We start from the raw sequence: 15,656 nt of genomic DNA, 5'->3' as shown, positions 1-15,656 counted from the left end.
CGGCATTCAAGCATAGGAGTAGGAGTTTCCATGGTCACCACGAATCGAACCATCAACCGAGCACTGGTCTCGGTCTACCACAAGCAGGGCCTCGAGGCCCTGGCATCGGCCTTCCGCCAGGCAGGCACCGAGGTCGTCTCCACCGGCAGCACCGCAAAGAAGCTGCAGGATCTGGGAGTTAAGGTCACCCCGGTGGAAAAGGTCACCGGCTTTCCCGAAAGCCTGGATGGTCGGGTCAAAACCCTGGATCCGCACATCCACGCCGGGCTGTTGGCCGACATGACCAACCCCGACCATGTCCGGCAACTCAAAGACTTGGGCATTGCCCCCTTCGACCTGGTGGTGGTCAACCTATACCCCTTCGAGCAGACCGTCCTTGAGGGCGCCGACGCAGACCAGTGCCTGGAACGCATCGACATCGGCGGCCCTGCCATGATTCGCGCCGCTGCCAAGAACCATGCCAGCGTGGCTGTCATCACCGACCCGGAAGACTATGCCCTAGCCGCCGAGCGCATCGCCTCCGGCACCGGGTTCAGCCTGCCCGAGCGCGGACGCCTGGCTGCCAAAGCCTTCGCGCTGACCGCCTCCTACGACGCGGCCATCGGCGAGTGGACTGCACGTACATGGGTCGACGACAAGCAGGACAAGGCCGAGGAGCAGAAACCACCCCAGGCATTGACTCGCACCTGGCGTCTGGCCAACCAACTGCGCTACGGGGAGAACCCCCACCAGAAGGCCGCCCTCTACCTGGACCCGCTGGACCGGGACGGCTTTGCCGCAGCAGAGCACTTGGGCGGGGCCAAGGAGATGAGTTACAACAACTACGTGGATGCGGATGCCGCCTGGCGCTCGGTCTGGGACTTCCCCGACCTGCCCGCAGTGGCCGTGGTCAAGCATTCCAACCCCTGCGGTCTGGCCGTGGGGGAGGACATCGCCCAGGCCCACCGCCGCGCCCACGCCTGCGATCCCATGAGCGCCTATGGCGGGGTCATCGCCGCCAACCGCACGGTTACGCTGACAATGGCCCAGCAGATCAAGCCGGTCTTCACCGAGGTGATTGTGGCTCCAGGCTATGAGCCCGAGGCCCTGGACCTGCTGCGGACCAAGAAGAACCTGCGTATCCTGTCCGTGCAACGCCGCCCGCGTCAGCGGCCGATCATCCGTCAAATCGATGGGGGAGCACTGGTGCAGACGCCCGACCTGATCGATGCCCCTGGAGACAATCCCTCCACCTGGCGTCTGGTCTCCGGCAATCCCGCCGACCAGGCGACCATGGATGATCTGACCTTCGCCTGGCGGGCCATCCGCTCGGTCAAGTCCAACGCTGTGCTCCTGGCCAACCAGGGAGCCACCGTGGGCATCGGCATGGGTCAGGTCAACAGGGTGGACTCCAGCCATTTGGCGGTCGAGCGTGCCAACACCCTGGACGAGGGCCGCAACCGCGCCAAGGGTTCGGTAGCCGCATCCGACGCCTTCTTCCCCTTTGCAGACGGTCTGGAGTATCTGATTCAGGCCGGCATCAGGGCCGTGGTGCAGCCGGGGGGATCCATCCGTGATCCCGAGGTGATCAAGGCCGCCCAGGACGCCGATCTGACCATGTATCTGACCGGAACCCGCCACTTCTTCCACTGATGAAACCAGACCCCGCGGTCGGATGTCGCCTTGCGACAAATTCCTTGACCGTGGGGTCCAATGCGGTGATATGCTGAATGAACTGACCAGCGATGATGCTGACTGGGAACCATAATTCGAAGGAGATATTGTGACCTATCAGACAGTCAATCCCTTTAACAACCAATTGATCAAGACCTATCCGGATGCCACCGACGAAGACCTGGAGAACGCCCTGGCCCGTGGCCATGACCTCTACAAGACCTGGCGCAAGCAGGAGGGCCCCGGAGACCGTCCCGCGCAGCTGCACCAGGTCGCCAAGCTCTTCCGCCAGAACGAGGATGCACTGGCAGCCAACCTGACCCTGGATATGGGCAAGCTGGTGGGCGAGGCCCGTGCCGAGGTGGAACTGTGCGCGGACATCGCCGACTACTTCGCCGACCACGCCGAGGAGCTACTGGCTCCCGTCCCCCTGGACAACCCCGCCGGCAAGGCCTACTACGTCAAGCAGGCCACTGGCGTTCTGGTCATGGTGGAGCCTTGGAACTTCCCCTACTACCAGATCATGCGTGTGTTCGCCCCGAACTTCATTCTGGGCAACCCCATGATCCTCAAGCACGCCTCCAACGTGCCCGGCTCGGCGGTAGCCTTTGAGGAGACCGTGACCAAGGCCGGAGCCCCCGAGGGCAGCCTGACCAACCTCTTCATCAACTATGACCAGGTGGACCGTGCCATCGCCGATCCACGGGTCTCTGGCGTGGCCCTTACCGGGTCGGAGCGCGGTGGTGCCTCAGTGGCCAAGTCGGCTGGAGCCCACCTGAAGAAGTCCTCCATGGAGCTGGGCGGCAACGACGTCTTCATCGTCCTGGATGACGCTGACTGGGATCTGCTCAAGAAGGTGGCCCCAGGCGCCAGGCTGACCAACGCCGGCCAGGTCTGCACCTCCTCCAAGCGCTTCATCGTCACGGAGAACCGCTACGACGACTTCGTCTCGCTCATCGTCGACGCCTTCTCGCACGCGGTTCTTGGAGATCCCAGCAACCCCGAAACCACGCTGGCCCCCATGTGCATGGTCTCCGCCCGCGACAACCTGGCCAAGCAGGTCGAAAGCGCTGTGGCCGGTGGAGCCAAGGTCGCCTACGGCAACAAGCCCTACGATTCGCCGGGGGCCTTCTTCACCCCGACGGTTCTGACGGACATCGACCGCGACAACCCCGTTTACAACCAGGAGATGTTCGGCCCTGTGGCCTCCATCTACAAGGTGGCCAACGAGGATGAGGCCATCGAGCTGGCCAACGACTCCAGCTACGGCCTGGGCGGTGTGGTCTTCTCCTCGGATACCGAGCATGCGGACGCCCTTGCCCGTCGCATCGAGACCGGCATGACCTTCATCAACGGCGGTTGGGTGACCATGCCCGAGCTGCCCTTCGGAGGTATCAAGAACTCCGGCTACGGCCGCGAGCTCTACAGCCTGGGCTTCGACACCTTCGCCAACGAGCATCTGATCTTCCAACACAAGAACTGATCAGGCTGCTCTGACTCCTTGTTGAAACGGCGACCGTGCCATCATCGTCCGAGGGCGATGGCGGCACGGTCGCTTTGCGTCAGCAGCGCTGGTAGGCTCGAACCTGCAGAGCAAGTGCAGAGGCAGGAGAGCATGACAGACGCAGATAAGGCCGAGAACCCGGACCTCAAGCCCCCGCAGCCGCCCAAGACATCAGGCCGAGGTCATCCCTTCGTCTCTGAGGCCCAGGAAGGCCGTCCTGTATGCGAGGGGATCATTTTTACGGTGGTGCTGGTCGCCGCGCTCGTGGCCTTCTGTGGATACACATGGGCCGCGACTGGACTGGTGTCCATCGCGGCCCTGGTTTGCGGCGCCCTGCGGCTGATTCTCAAGGATCGCAGCCCCTGGAAGGTGCGGTCGGTGCCCTTCGACGCCTTCATCAGCATCGCCCTGGGCATCGGCCTCCTGGTCACCTATTTCAGCATTCAGCTGCTGCTGTGACCCCTCTCAGGCTTTTCGGTCCTCGCTAAGTTCAGCCTTCGGTAGGCTTGTCTTTGGGTTCCTCGTAACCCTCTTCGTTTTCGGAAGCGGTGTGAAGGGGCTCGACCTGCAGATCGGGAATGGTCCCTGCATCGACTGGGGCAACCTCATCCTGGCCACCATCAGCCTGCTTACCGGCATCGGCATCCTGCCCTGCATCAGTATCTGATAGAGCCGATACATCGACAGCCTGAGCCGTGGTGTCTGCGGGGGCGACCGTGTCTGCAGCATCTGCTGCATCAGCGGCAGTGTTTTGAACCGGAGCAGGATTGGCCTGGGCGGATTGATCCTGGGTCTGCGCACCTGTAGCAGCGAAGGCGTCAGCGTGTGTTTGTGCCTGTGCAACCGGCTGGGCGTCAGTGGCGATACCCATGGCATGCATGGCCATGTTGTCGGTGATGATGCTGGTCACGATGATGACCAGGGCCACCAGGGATGCAGCCAGCAGGGGGCAGATCCAGAAGAGCCAGAGCTGGGAGATCGGGCTGACGGCCATGTGCTTGGACTGGGCGAAGATGGCGATGCCCGTTGAGCGAGCCGGGTTCAGTCCCGAGCAGGTGATGGGGTAGGTGACCAGCACGCCGACGCCATAGGCCAGCCCGGTATAGAGTGCATGGTTGCGACGGGCGCGGCCGTCGGAACGCAGGGTGGTGATGGCCGCAGCCACCACGATCATGCAGCCGATCAGCTCAACCACGATGGCCATCGGCGCTCCGAAAGCGATGTGCTGCTGACTGAGGGTGGCCGCAGCGGGCGAGCCGCCGGAAAAACCGTTGACCGAGAACATGAGCCAGGTTCTTTGCGGCACTCTGCTAACCGGAACAAAGGCGACCGCGATCGCGCCGGCGCCGATAGCGCCGATCACCTGGGCGACGATGTAGATCAGCCCATCCACCATGCCGATCTGAGAGGTGAACATGGCGGCCACGGTCACGGCGGGGTTGAAGTGTCCGCCGGAGACGCCGCCCAGCATGGCTGTCACGACCAGGTAGGCCAGAGCGGTTCCCAGAACCGGCAGCACCACGCTGGGCTGGCCCATGACCAGCTGGCCGAAGCTGTAGGACAGGTAGATGACCGCGCAGATCAGGAAGGTTCCCGCCAGCTCTGCGGCCGCACGAATCCAACGAACATCACGGGGCCTGATCCGCCTGCGGACGGGCTTTGCGGCAACCTGCCCGTCGGCCTGTTCGAGGACCGGCTCAGCACTTGCTTCCATAGTCATGTTCCCCACCTTGCTATCCCTTCGACGACAATGAGCAATAACAGTTTCCAGCTTAGGGCAAGCCAACAACACTTCCCTAGGCTCCGATATAGTATGATATGACCTTTCGGCGGCTGCGGTCGTCCGGAACGGTATCCGTTACATATCTATCAGGCCACGTTGGGAGAACGATGCCACATCCATACACACAGGCGATCAGAGCGCGCGAACAGGGGGAGGAAGGCATCCGCCTCCAGAAGGTGTTGGCCCAGGCCGGATTCGGCTCTCGTCGCAAATGCGAACAAATCATCACCCAGGGCAGGGTCGAGGTCGACGGCAAGCTGGTCACCACCCTGGGCAGCCGGGTGGACCCCTCCCATCAGCAGATCCGCGTGGATGGATCCCGCATCCATCTGAACGACAAGCACGTCACCCTGGCCCTGAACAAGCCCCGCAAGGTCCTCTCGACCATGGACGACCCCAAGGGTCGGTTCACCCTGCGCGACATCATCGGGGACCGCTACGAGCGCGTCTTCCACATGGGCAGGCTGGACTATGACTCCGAGGGCCTCATCCTCATGACCGACGACGGGGAGCTGGCCCAGCACGTCATGCACCCGCGTTACGAGGTGGAGAAGACCTACATCGCCACGCTCAGCGGCCACATTGGCGGCAACGTCTGCCGACGGCTGGTCACCCAGGGGGTGGAGCTGGACGACGGCCTGATCCGGCTGGACCATTGCGCCATCATCGACCACAACCGCGAGCACACCATCGTCAAGGTGGTCCTGCATTCGGGCAAGAACCGGATAGTCCGGCGCATCTTCGGCGCCATCGGCTACCCGGTGACCCGGCTGGTGCGCACCCAGATCGGCCCCATCCGGCTGGGCGAAATCCGTCCGGGCTCCTACCGGGTGCTCTCCGCCGCCGAGATCAAGGCTCTGGATAAGGAGGTCGGACTGTGATCACCGTCGCCATCGATGGCCCGGCAGGCGTGGGCAAGTCCTCCACCTCGCGAGCCCTGGCCAAGCATTTCGGCCTGGCCTACCTGGATACGGGCGCCATGTACCGGGCCGTCACCCTATGGTGCATGGACCGCGGACTGGACCTGGACGCGGATCAACCCGACCAGGAGGCCATCACCGAAGCCGTGGCCGATTCCATCACCGGCGGCCACCTGGTCATGGGACTGGACCCCGAACATCCCAGAGTCAGCCTGGATGACCGTGATGTGGATGAAGAGATACGTTCCACCAAGGTCTCCGAACACGTCTCCGTGGTCTCTTCGATTCCGGCCGTGCGACATGTCCTCATCGCCGCCCAGCGGGCCATCATGGCCGACCAGGAGCGAGGCGTGGTGGCCGAGGGACGGGACATCACCACCGTGGTGGCCCCGGATGCCCAGGTCCGTGTGCTGCTGACAGCTCGCGAAGAGGTCCGCCAGGCCCGCCGCAGCGGCCAGGCCCAGTCCGGGTCGGCAGGCGCCGAGGATTTGGCTGCCCGGGATGCCCGGGACTCCAAGGTCACCTCCTTCATGAGCGCAGCCGACGGGGTGGCCACCGTGGACAACTCCGATCTGACCTTCGAGCAGACCCTGCAGGTCCTGATCAATCTGGTCTCCTCGGCCATGGAGGAGGACTCCTACGACGAGTACGCCCGGAACCTGGACGACTATGAGCTGGACGAGGAGGACCGAGCCCTGCTGGAGGGCGGCTCCGAGAACCAGGATGACCAGGACCATGGACCCAAGGCCGTGGGCGTGCTGGCCGTGGTGGGAAGGCCCAACGTGGGCAAGTCCACCCTGGTCAACAGGATTCTCGGACGCCGTGCCGCCGTGGTCGAGGACACCCCTGGCGTGACCCGCGACCGGGTCAGCTACGAGGCCGAGTGGGCCGGCACCCAGTTCAAGCTGGTGGACACCGGCGGCTGGGAGAGCGACGTGGAGGGCATCGAATCCGCCATCGCCTCCCAGGCACAGGTAGCCGTATCCCTGGCTGATGCCGTCATTCTGGTCGTGGATGGCCAGGTGGGGCTGACCGCCAGCGACGAGCGGATCGTCACCATGCTGCGGGCTGCCGGCAAGCCGGTCGTCCTGGCCGTCAACAAGCTGGACGACCGGATGGCCGACTACACCGCATCCGAATTCTGGAAGCTGGGTCTGGGCGAACCCTATGCCATCTCCGCCATGCACGGCCGGGGGATAGGCGATCTGCTGGATGCCGCGCTGGAACAGCTCAGCAAGGCCGAGAAGACCTCGGGATTCCTCACCCCGGAGGGCCTGCGCCGGGTGGCCCTGGTCGGCCGGCCCAACGTGGGCAAGTCCTCCCTGCTCAACCAACTGGCCCACGAAGAGCGGGCAGTGGTCCACGATGTGGCCGGCACCACCCGCGACCCGGTCGACGAGGTGGTCCAGGTGGACGGCGAGGACTGGCTCTTCATCGACACCGCCGGCATCAAGCGCCGCCTGCACAAGATCTCAGGGGCCGAGTATTACTCCAGCCTGCGCACCCAGGCGGCCATCGAACGCTCGGAACTGGCGCTCATCCTCTTCGACGCCTCCCAGCCCATCGCCGACCAGGACTTGAAGGTCATGAGCCAGGCTGTGGATGCGGGTCGGGCCATCGTCCTGGTCTTCAACAAGTGGGATCTGCTGGACGACTTCGGCCGCCAGCGTCTTGAGCGGCTCTGGCAGACCGAGTTCGACCGGGTCACCTGGGCCGAGCGGGTCAACCTGTCTGCCAAGACCGGCTGGCACACCAACCGGCTGGCCAGGGCCATGCGCACAGCTCTGGAATCGTGGGACAAGCGCATACCGACCGGCAAGCTCAACTCCTTCCTGGGCAAGGTTCAGGCTGCCCACCCGCATCCGCTGCGGGGCGGCAAGCAGCCAAGGATTCTCTTCGCCACCCAGGCCTCCACCAGGCCACCGCGTTTCGTGATCTTCGCCACCGGCTTCCTGGAGCAAGGCTACCGCCGCTATCTGGAACGCTGCCTGCGCGAGGAGTTCGGCTTCGAGGGCACTCCCATCCAGATCTCGGTGCATATCCGCGAGAAGAAGAAGCGCAAATAAAGAAGGTCCCTGGGCCGACTAAGGAGCCGGGCCAGGGACCTTTCCATACCCCTGCGGGCGGGCGCGGCACCTCGACCATCTCACTCCAGTAGCAGCGCAATGCAAACTTGACTTACAGGATTCGTGTCTTTCCCAAAGTTCGGGTTGTATTGATTGACTTTGGAGTCGCTAAAACTGAGGTCTTTGTACCATTATTACCAATATAAATTCCGAGTCTGTATATTGAGTAAGGGAAAATATGAAGTTTGAAAAAATAGCGTTATTAACTCAGGCAAATGCAGACCAGATAGCCAGAGAATGGCATTACAACGATATGTATAGTTTTTATGATATGGAGAATGATCCAGAGGATCTTGAAGAGATAATCACACCAAGATTGCGGGCAAATAAGTATTATCAGATTTTGGACGATAAAGATGAACTGGTTGGTTATTTTTGCTTGGAAAGGTTATCAGAGGAAAAGGTAGAAGTTGGTTTAGGATTGAGACCCGACTTGACTGGACGAGGGCTAGGATTAAATTTCGTTAAAGAAATTGAAGCCTTTATACAGAATAATTTCAATTATGAATTAATAATTCTATCAGTAGCCAGCTTCAATAAGCGTGCAATCAAAGTTTATCAGAGAGCGGGATTTAAAATAGATGGTTCCAAGCTGCAGAAATCAAACGATGGCGTATATGAATTCATTAATTTAAGCAAAACTGCGGATCGTTGCTAAGAAAGCAAGAACTTCCCTGGGATCTACACTGAGTAGATAGCTATGCAAGTTCAAGCGGGTGAACGTGCGGGTGATTGCTGGGCGTGTAGCCAGCCATTCTTGGGTTAGTTGGACGAGAAAGATACCGGGGATGCTCTTACATCCACAGTAAACCCCGATAGAAGTGCGCTGGCTTTAATCCTTGTTTTTGACAAACTATTTTCCATGAAATACAGGCTGTGCGCCATGGCCGCTAATAGAGCACCATGGCGCCGGATACTTGATTTGGTCTAAATCAGCATCGACATCCTTCCTTCGAATTCAGGAAGTTCTTACTTGTATCCTGATCTGTCATTCACAGTCCCCTTTAGCTCACGCATTGCCTACAGGAACTAACGGTGGTAGACAGGTTCTCCCTGCCCGGCATACTTTCTGCCAGCGTATGAACCATAGGCAAGAATGAGTACAAGAGCGATTGCCAGAGCGGTTCCACAAATCCAATAGAGCCTGACTCCGCTATAAGCCAGGGCAGACAGGATCATGACCACGCCCAGAATCATGAAGAGCACCCCGCCAAACTGCTGACAACGGCGCCAAGCCTCGCGGCTGGCGTAGGCACCTGGCACCCGAAAACCGCTGATGCCGTTGGGTCTGGTTTTAGGAGCAAGATTGCCGATGACTATGAGAGTCAGACCAGTCAATAGCATGGCGACCTTATCAATGCCGAAATCCGTCGGCCACCATCCCCAATGCGGATCAGCAACAGCTATTTCGAACAGATCTATAACAGTGAAAATAATCTGCACGCATAGCCCACCCAGCAGAAAAACGGTCAAAGTATGTCCCGCTTCATCACCACGTTTAATCAAATATGCGCGCAGGACGAGCATGAGGATGGTCCAAATCAGCGCAATGACAAGGCAGAAGCAGGGCATCCAAACCAGCTCCTGGGGAGAGCCCCAACGATCCACCTGGTTCTGTGCGTTCCAATGAAGCGGGACGTTTTCGTTCGGCAGACGATTGATCACTATGCGGCTTACGCCCAGCATGATTATCCCCGGCAACCACTGAGCCGCGACAAGGGTCGGGACGAACCGACCCGCTTTGCTGCCATCCCCCATGAGAGTCTCCTTAGGACTCGGAAACCGCCGTCGAACCAGTTTCCTTGCTCACAGCCTGCGGCTCGGGCAGACTTCTCTTGTCGCTGGCGCTGGTCCGCAGGCGGTAGAGCCACTGAATAGTGCTGTCCAGCACACTCAGATTGAGTTCGTAGATGACCCTGGTGCCCTGCTTGTGGCCGACAATCAGGTCTGCTTCTTTCAACTTCCGCAGATGATAGGACAGCTTGGATGGCGTCATTCCCAGCTTTTCAGCCAGGCGTCCAGCCTCCATGCCGCCCTGCTCCAAAAGATCCAGCACACGACGACGCAGGGGATCAGCCAGAGCCGCTGTTGTTTCTTGAATAGCCATAAGTCTCCTTTTTCGATGATTTTCTCTAGTATTTGCATGCTAACATTGTTTCAACCAATATTGTATATCTTCTTCAACTTTTATGCGCTTTTCACTCACTGAGCGCAAAATAATTGACAATCGCCCGGATTGATGCCTGTCGTGGCGACATTAAACTGTTGAACATACCTACTTTTCTGAAGCCAAGGCTGGTTGGGGAGAACATTGGCTCAAACCCGGTGAGCCAGACCCGATCTGAGGTCATGCTACTATGAATAACTTCGGCGAACAGGAGAATTTGCGGCATGGGCGAAAATGGAATAAAAGCCAACATTGGCAAGGCCGCTATCTTCGATCTCGACGGCACACTTCTGGATTCTATGGGAGTTTGGAAGGAAATCGACCAACGATTCTTTGCTCGCCGCAACATCCCTATGCCGGACGATTACGCATCTGTAGTCGCCTCCATGCAGACCGGTGCCATCGCCAGATACACCATCGACCGCTTCCACCTTGACGAGCGCCCAGAAGATCTTGTGGAGGAATGGAACGAGGACGCACTCCTGCTCTACGCCACAGCTGTACAACCCAAGCCACATGCACTTGATTACCTGCAGGCGCTAAAAGCCAGCGGTGCCGCCCTGGCTGTGGCAACCAGCCTTCCGCCGCGCCTGCGACAGGCTGCTGTGAAGCACGCTGGCATGACCGATTGTTTCGACCAGGTCTGCAGCGTGGATGATGCCAAAAGCATTGGCAAGGAGGAACCGGAAATCTACCTGTTGGCTTCACGGATGCTGGGAGTTGCGCCCGACCACTGCACAGTGTTCGAGGATCTTCTGGTCGCCGTCGATTCGGCCAAACACGCTGGGATGAAGGTCTGGGCCATGTACGACCAGTCTTCGGCCAAGGATTGGGATGCCATCCGCTCTGAGGCTGATGGCGCTATCACTGACTTCGCCCAGGCGCCTGCCATTCTCTGACTCGCTTCGCGCCGGCTGGAGCCAGCTGTTACCATGAAAAGCGTCAAGTAGTTTGGTGGAGGCGTTATGGGCAATTCAGGCAGGATAAATGCCGGTTGCTCAAAGTGGCTGTATTCACGTTTGCTCGCTCGCCTGGGATCTCAGAATTGGTGGCCGGCAGAGACTGACTTCGAAATGATGATCGGGGCGGTGCTGGTCCAGCATACAGCCTGGAGGAACGCGGCCATGTCCATCGAGCAGCTGCGCACGGCCGATCTGCTCAACCCCTGCAACATGGCCGACGTTGACCTGGCAAGGCTGACAAACTTGATCAGATCAAGCGGCTTCATGAAGGCCAAGGCACGCACCTGCAAAGCCCTGGCTCAGTGGCTGCTGGCTCGTGGCATCCACACGGCCGATGTTGAGGACTGCGCGGATGAAGGTCTGCGTGACGACCTGCTCACCATTGCCGGGGTTGGACGCGAGACAGCGGACGTCATACGGCTTTATGCCTTCGGCCAGCCTTGCTTCATCTGGGACGCCTATGCACGCCGGATGCTGGACGACCTGGGTTGGGCCTCCCTGCAGTCATACCAGGAGGGCGAAGAGTACGAGGCGGATTTTATCCGTGTTGATCAATGGTCACTCAACGATCTGCGCGAATATCACGGGTTGATTGTCCAAGCAGGCAAAAACCATCGCAGCCCCCAAGCCTATGCCGCCTTCCTTAAGGAACTTGGCGGTCATGAAAGCTCTTCCAAATGAGTTGATCCCTCGAGGTTCGGCCGAGTCACAAGGCATATGACGGTACACCTATACGCCACCTCTATACGGCTGCATCTTATGACCGTGTTCCCGCGTAACAATCTTGTCCGAACCTCGGTGAATCGCGCACAATAAGGTATTGACTTGACTTCGAGCGGATTGAACTCCGTAGACTATGTTTCATCCGCATACTTGGCAGGCAAATACGCCAGGTAGTGAAGAATGGGGAGCAAGAGCATGAAGGCAGCAAAGTTTGTAAAGCCAGGCCGCATCGAGCTGGAGGAATCACCGATGCCGACCATCGAAAAGCCTAAAGATGCCGTGATTCGGGTCATCCGGGCCTGCGTGTGCGGATCCGACCTGTGGTGGTACCGGGGTATTTCCTCAATGCCCTCAGGCAGTCACGTAGGGCACGAGGCCATCGGCCTGGTCGAAAAGGTGGGCTCGGATGTCACTCATGTCAAACCTGGTGACTTCGTCGTAGCACCCTTCACTCATGGCTGCGGGCACTGCGCAGCCTGCAGGGCCGGCTTCGACGGTGACTGCCTTGATCCGGACAGGCGGGGGAGCGGCGGCTACCAGAGCGAGTATCTACGATTCACCAACGCGGACTGGGCCTTGGTGAAAATTCCAGGCCAGCCCGGGGACTACAGCGACGACATGCTGGACTCTCTGCTGACCCTCTCCGACGTGATGGCCACCGGTTATCATGCAGCCGCAACAGCCCAGGTCAAAGAAGGCGATACGGTCGTGGTCATGGGCGATGGAGCGGTGGGTCTGTGCGGTGTCATAGCAGCCAAGCTGCGTGGGGCCGAACGCATCATCGCCATGAGCCGGCATGAGGACCGCCAGAAGCTGGCGCGTGAATTCGGAGCGACTGACATCGTGGCTGAACGCGGCGACGCTGCTGTGGAGCAGGTCATGGCCCTCACCGACGGTGCAGGAGCCGATGCGGTTCTGGAATGCGTGGGCACCGAACTGTCCACCGATACCGCCGTCAGGGTGGCCCGGCCCGGCGCAGTGGTCGGCAGGGTGGGTGTGCCGCAGCAGGCTACCATGGACACCTCTAAGCTGTTCTGGCGCAATGTCGGTCTGCGAGGAGGCACGGCCGCGGTCACCACATATGACAGGCTTCTGCTGCTTGACCAGGTGCTCAAGGGCAGCATCCAGCCAGGCAAGGTCTTTACCCAGCGCTTTGCCCTGGATCACATCCAGGAGGCCTATGAGGCCATGGACCAGCGCACCGCCATCAAATCCCTACTGCTTGTCAGCGAATGAGCCTGCAGCAGTAATCAGCTGATCCCCGCCGCTACTGACTTTGCCAGTGGCGGCGCATAAGCATAGCTGCTCGAACATGTCCGTTATTTCGAAAAAATCAGGGCCGAGTCAGGGATAATTCAGGGTAAACCAGGGTATTTCATCCCTTCTTTCGCTGATATCAATGGAATTGACTGATGACGACAAGGATGACCGTCATACAGGGTCAAGCGACGAACGAGGGCACATGACATCTGCGAGGCGAATCAGCATTACTGAGCGTAGATGCCTCGGTCTGGAAGGTTGTCGATGATCAACCAAGGGAAAGATGCAACCATGAATAACCCCAACGTAAGCGAAAGCAGAGGCCCGACACCCACGATTGAAGCTACGGGGCTGTCCATGGTGGTCTCCCCGCGCCGCGGCGATTCACTGACCATTCTCAATGACATCTCATTCACTGCCTATCCGGGGGAGATGACCGGCATCATCGGGCCGTCAGGCAGCGGCAAATCAACTCTGCTGTACTGCCTGGCTGGGCTGGAGAAGGCCACTAGCGGCACTGTGCTTCTGCTGGGCAAGGACATAACCCGTCTGGGGCTGTCGGCCATGACCAAGTTCAGACGCCAGCATCTAGGCTTTGTATTCCAGTCCTACAACCTGATCACCAGCATGACAGTCGAACAGAATCTGGCTCTGCCATTCACCCTTCGCGGATCCCGCTTTCCCAGAAAGACGGCGGATTCACTCTTGAAGTACTTTGGCTTGATCGATCAGAAAAAGCAAAGCGTCACCCTGCTGTCAGGCGGCGAGCAGCAACGTGTTGCCCTGGCCCGCGTCCTGTTATCCGACGCAGACGTGGTATTCGCGGACGAGCCGACTGGCGCCCTGGATCAGGAATCCGGAGAAAAGGTCATATCGGTGCTGAAGGAACTCGCCAACCACGAGAAGAAAACCATCATACTGGTGACGCATAGCAATGAAGTGGCAGGTCAGTGCGATCGGTTGTTTGCCGTGCGCGATGGCCGAATCAGCCAGTCATTCTCTGCGAAAGCGCCCATGGCATGAGAGGCGCTCTGTCCGAACTCAAAGCAGCGCCCATGGTCTGGAGCGCCGTCTTGCTGGCCATGGTCGTATCCCAGACTGTCATCTGCTCCCTCATCGCGATCGCCACGATCATTGATCAGGACTATCAGGGCCCGGAGCAGGTACTTGGATCCACATACACTGGTCCCGCCTTGGCATTCAGCGTGATCATCACCATAGCTGTGCTGCTATGGGTCATGAATTCAGCACTGAATCAACGCCGGCATCAACTGGCGCTCATGGTTTTGCAAGGCGCTCTGCCTTGGCAACTGCTGGCCTGGAATCTGCTGATAGTCATGGGATTATTCATCCTGTCCATTGCAGCCACCTGCCTTTTGCTGCCGGTGATTACGCCCTTGACCTTCGCCATGGTGACAAATCCATTTGATTTGCATTTGACCTATGCCGGCAGCCACCTGTTCGATTCGCTAGGCAAAGGCCTCGCTTTCAGCGCTGCGCCCATCTTCATAAGCACTTTGTTGACTATCCGTTCGCTCTCGAAAATACGACCAATGGAAGCCCTCAGGCAATCCCAGGACCCTCCAAAGCGGATAGGCGTCTTCCGCTTCCTCCTGGGAATCGTATGCTTGATTGGTGCTGGCTGCATGTTGCTGATTCCAGCTTTTGCACTTGCAACTAACCCTCGTGCCAGTCAGATGAGCAGCGATGCCGCTCCAGATCGGATGACGGTATTTCTCGCCTTCGCCATGGGCGGCATGTTCCTCCTGATATTTTCGCTGGCAGCTTTCGCGCCATATCTCCTGCCCGGCTTCACGGCGATATGGACGCGTATTGTAGCGTTGCCATCCAGAACCTGGAGGCTGGCAGGCCAACAGGCTGTCGGCAGCATACAGCGCCAGGGAGCGACGATAATCCCGATGACTGCGGGTCTATCATTGCTGATGACCGTCAGCGGAGGGTTGAGCACAATGATCACCACCTTGCTAGTCGCTTTTCCCCACACACCAGGCAGCGTTCCGGCGACCACAGACATGTTTGCGAGTCTCTTGGCGCTCACTGGACCGCCAATAATCATCGCGATAACAGGTGCAATTGCAGGCACCTTGATCACTTCCAAAGGCAGAGGACTTGATCTGGCGCTGACCTACGTATCAGGTGCTGGAATCGGCCAGCTCAGAGTATTGGGCGCGCTTGACGGCATCATCACTATGATTACCAGCGCACTGTTCTCCCTGGTCATCACATTGCTCTGCACCTCATCCCTGACTTTCATGCTCTCACGCTTCATGGGCAAAGCACAGATGAGCGTGCAATGGGGCGCATGGATCGTAGTGGTGCTCATCGTATCCCTGCTTGGTGCCGCAGCCACAGGAATCCAAGCTCTGACCACCAGATTCGAGAACTCTGTCAGCGTCATATCGCATGCCATCGGCGAGTAATAAAGTCCTGCTGTATGCACACGAATACATATTTGAGCCACAGCAACCCTGCCGACTTCTGTCATTCCTTCAGGTCTCTTGTTAAATCAATTAAGTCGGTATATGTAGCGCTCGGCT

General features: G+C 59.1%; 14 protein-coding genes. 11 read left to right on the top strand and 3 right to left on the bottom strand.

The window, feature by feature from the left end; all coding sequences use genetic code 11:
• Positions 1-30: 30 nt before the first annotated feature.
• The 3 genes from purH to GKC41_RS06355 all read left to right on the top strand — a co-directional run bounded on the left by purH (position 31) and on the right by GKC41_RS06355 (position 3,616).
• Positions 31-1,632, top strand: a complete 1,602-nt coding sequence (gene purH / locus GKC41_RS06365) for a bifunctional phosphoribosylaminoimidazolecarboxamide formyltransferase/IMP cyclohydrolase (RefSeq protein ID WP_154313477.1) — start codon at positions 31-33, stop codon at positions 1,630-1,632.
• Positions 1,633-1,762: 130 nt separating this feature from the next.
• Positions 1,763-3,136 (top strand): NAD-dependent succinate-semialdehyde dehydrogenase, encoded by a 1,374-nt coding sequence (locus tag GKC41_RS06360; RefSeq protein ID WP_324612076.1) that lies wholly within the window; start codon positions 1,763-1,765, stop codon positions 3,134-3,136.
• 132 nt (positions 3,137-3,268) lie between these two features.
• Positions 3,269-3,616: a DUF3017 domain-containing protein gene (locus GKC41_RS06355; RefSeq protein ID WP_154313476.1), complete on the top strand. Its 348-nt coding sequence runs from the start codon at positions 3,269-3,271 to the stop codon at positions 3,614-3,616.
• A gap of 31 nt (positions 3,617-3,647) precedes the next feature.
• Here the strand turns inward: GKC41_RS06355 and GKC41_RS06350 are convergent, their stop codons facing one another.
• Complete coding sequence (locus tag GKC41_RS06350) at positions 3,648-4,877, bottom strand: aquaporin (RefSeq protein WP_154313475.1); 1,230 nt, start codon at positions 4,875-4,877, stop codon at positions 3,648-3,650.
• Positions 4,878-5,047: 170 nt separating this feature from the next.
• Between GKC41_RS06350 and GKC41_RS06345 the strand changes: the two genes are divergently transcribed.
• From GKC41_RS06345 to GKC41_RS06335, 3 genes are all read left to right on the top strand, one after another.
• A complete protein-coding gene (locus tag GKC41_RS06345; RefSeq protein ID WP_045924410.1) occupies positions 5,048-5,821 on the top strand; it encodes a pseudouridine synthase in 774 nt (257 codons plus the stop codon).
• Entirely contained in the window at positions 5,818-7,926 is a 2,109-nt protein-coding gene (gene der / locus GKC41_RS06340) for a bifunctional cytidylate kinase/GTPase Der (RefSeq protein ID WP_324612075.1), read from the top strand. Before GKC41_RS06345 ends, der begins: the two co-directional genes overlap by 4 nt.
• Before the next feature lie 238 nt (positions 7,927-8,164).
• Positions 8,165-8,644 carry a GNAT family N-acetyltransferase gene (locus tag GKC41_RS06335; RefSeq protein WP_154313474.1) on the top strand — a complete coding sequence of 160 codons (480 nt, stop codon included), beginning with the start codon at positions 8,165-8,167 and terminating at the stop codon, positions 8,642-8,644.
• A gap of 371 nt (positions 8,645-9,015) precedes the next feature.
• Here GKC41_RS06335 and GKC41_RS06330 read toward each other — a convergent pair whose 3' ends face one another.
• Complete coding sequence (locus GKC41_RS06330; protein WP_154313473.1) at positions 9,016-9,744, bottom strand: SdpI family protein; 729 nt, start codon at positions 9,742-9,744, stop codon at positions 9,016-9,018.
• Between the two features lie 10 nt (positions 9,745-9,754).
• Complete coding sequence (locus GKC41_RS06325) at positions 9,755-10,093, bottom strand: metalloregulator ArsR/SmtB family transcription factor (RefSeq protein WP_154313472.1); 339 nt, start codon at positions 10,091-10,093, stop codon at positions 9,755-9,757.
• A gap of 284 nt (positions 10,094-10,377) precedes the next feature.
• Here GKC41_RS06325 and GKC41_RS06320 point away from each other — a divergent pair, with 284 nt between their 5' ends.
• The 5 genes from GKC41_RS06320 (at position 10,378) to GKC41_RS06300 (ending at position 15,539) form a co-directional block, all read left to right on the top strand.
• Positions 10,378-11,052 (top strand): HAD family hydrolase, encoded by a 675-nt coding sequence (locus tag GKC41_RS06320; protein WP_154313471.1) that lies wholly within the window; start codon positions 10,378-10,380, stop codon positions 11,050-11,052.
• 174 nt (positions 11,053-11,226) lie between these two features.
• A complete protein-coding gene (locus GKC41_RS06315; protein ID WP_229281690.1) occupies positions 11,227-11,796 on the top strand; it encodes an endonuclease III domain-containing protein in 570 nt (189 codons plus the stop codon).
• Positions 11,797-12,033: 237 nt separating this feature from the next.
• Positions 12,034-13,074 (top strand): zinc-dependent alcohol dehydrogenase family protein, encoded by a 1,041-nt coding sequence (locus GKC41_RS06310; protein WP_154313469.1) that lies wholly within the window; start codon positions 12,034-12,036, stop codon positions 13,072-13,074.
• A gap of 315 nt (positions 13,075-13,389) precedes the next feature.
• The gene (locus GKC41_RS06305; RefSeq protein ID WP_229281689.1) at positions 13,390-14,121 is read left to right on the top strand and encodes an ABC transporter ATP-binding protein; all 732 of its coding nucleotides are present in this window, start codon (positions 13,390-13,392) and stop codon (positions 14,119-14,121) included.
• A gap of 32 nt (positions 14,122-14,153) precedes the next feature.
• Entirely contained in the window at positions 14,154-15,539 is a 1,386-nt protein-coding gene (locus GKC41_RS06300) for a hypothetical protein (protein ID WP_046322885.1), read from the top strand.
• Positions 15,540-15,656 lie beyond the last annotated feature (117 nt).

The organism is Bifidobacterium asteroides (genome assembly GCF_009683175.1).
GTDB classification, from domain to species: Bacteria; Actinomycetota; Actinomycetes; order Actinomycetales; family Bifidobacteriaceae; genus Bombiscardovia; species Bombiscardovia asteroides_H.
The sequence above is the reverse complement of the archived record's forward strand: the minus strand, read 5'-3'. Positions and strand labels throughout refer to the sequence as shown.

Coding starts and splice junctions, on each gene's coding strand:
- purH (WP_154313477.1), top strand. CDS start 31: ATGGTCACCACGAATCGAACCATCAACCGAGCACTGGTCTCGGTCTAC.
- GKC41_RS06355 (WP_154313476.1), top strand. CDS start 3,269: ATGACAGACGCAGATAAGGCCGAGAACCCGGACCTCAAGCCCCCGCAG.
- GKC41_RS06350 (WP_154313475.1), bottom strand. CDS start 4,877: ATGACTATGGAAGCAAGTGCTGAGCCGGTCCTCGAACAGGCCGACGGG.
- GKC41_RS06345 (WP_045924410.1), top strand. CDS start 5,048: ATGCCACATCCATACACACAGGCGATCAGAGCGCGCGAACAGGGGGAG.
- GKC41_RS06335 (WP_154313474.1), top strand. CDS start 8,165: ATGAAGTTTGAAAAAATAGCGTTATTAACTCAGGCAAATGCAGACCAG.
- GKC41_RS06330 (WP_154313473.1), bottom strand. CDS start 9,744: ATGGGGGATGGCAGCAAAGCGGGTCGGTTCGTCCCGACCCTTGTCGCG.
- GKC41_RS06325 (WP_154313472.1), bottom strand. CDS start 10,093: ATGGCTATTCAAGAAACAACAGCGGCTCTGGCTGATCCCCTGCGTCGT.
- GKC41_RS06320 (WP_154313471.1), top strand. CDS start 10,378: ATGGGCGAAAATGGAATAAAAGCCAACATTGGCAAGGCCGCTATCTTC.
- GKC41_RS06315 (WP_229281690.1), top strand. CDS start 11,227: ATGATGATCGGGGCGGTGCTGGTCCAGCATACAGCCTGGAGGAACGCG.
- GKC41_RS06310 (WP_154313469.1), top strand. CDS start 12,034: ATGAAGGCAGCAAAGTTTGTAAAGCCAGGCCGCATCGAGCTGGAGGAA.
- GKC41_RS06305 (WP_229281689.1), top strand. CDS start 13,390: ATGAATAACCCCAACGTAAGCGAAAGCAGAGGCCCGACACCCACGATT.
- GKC41_RS06300 (WP_046322885.1), top strand. CDS start 14,154: ATGGTCTGGAGCGCCGTCTTGCTGGCCATGGTCGTATCCCAGACTGTC.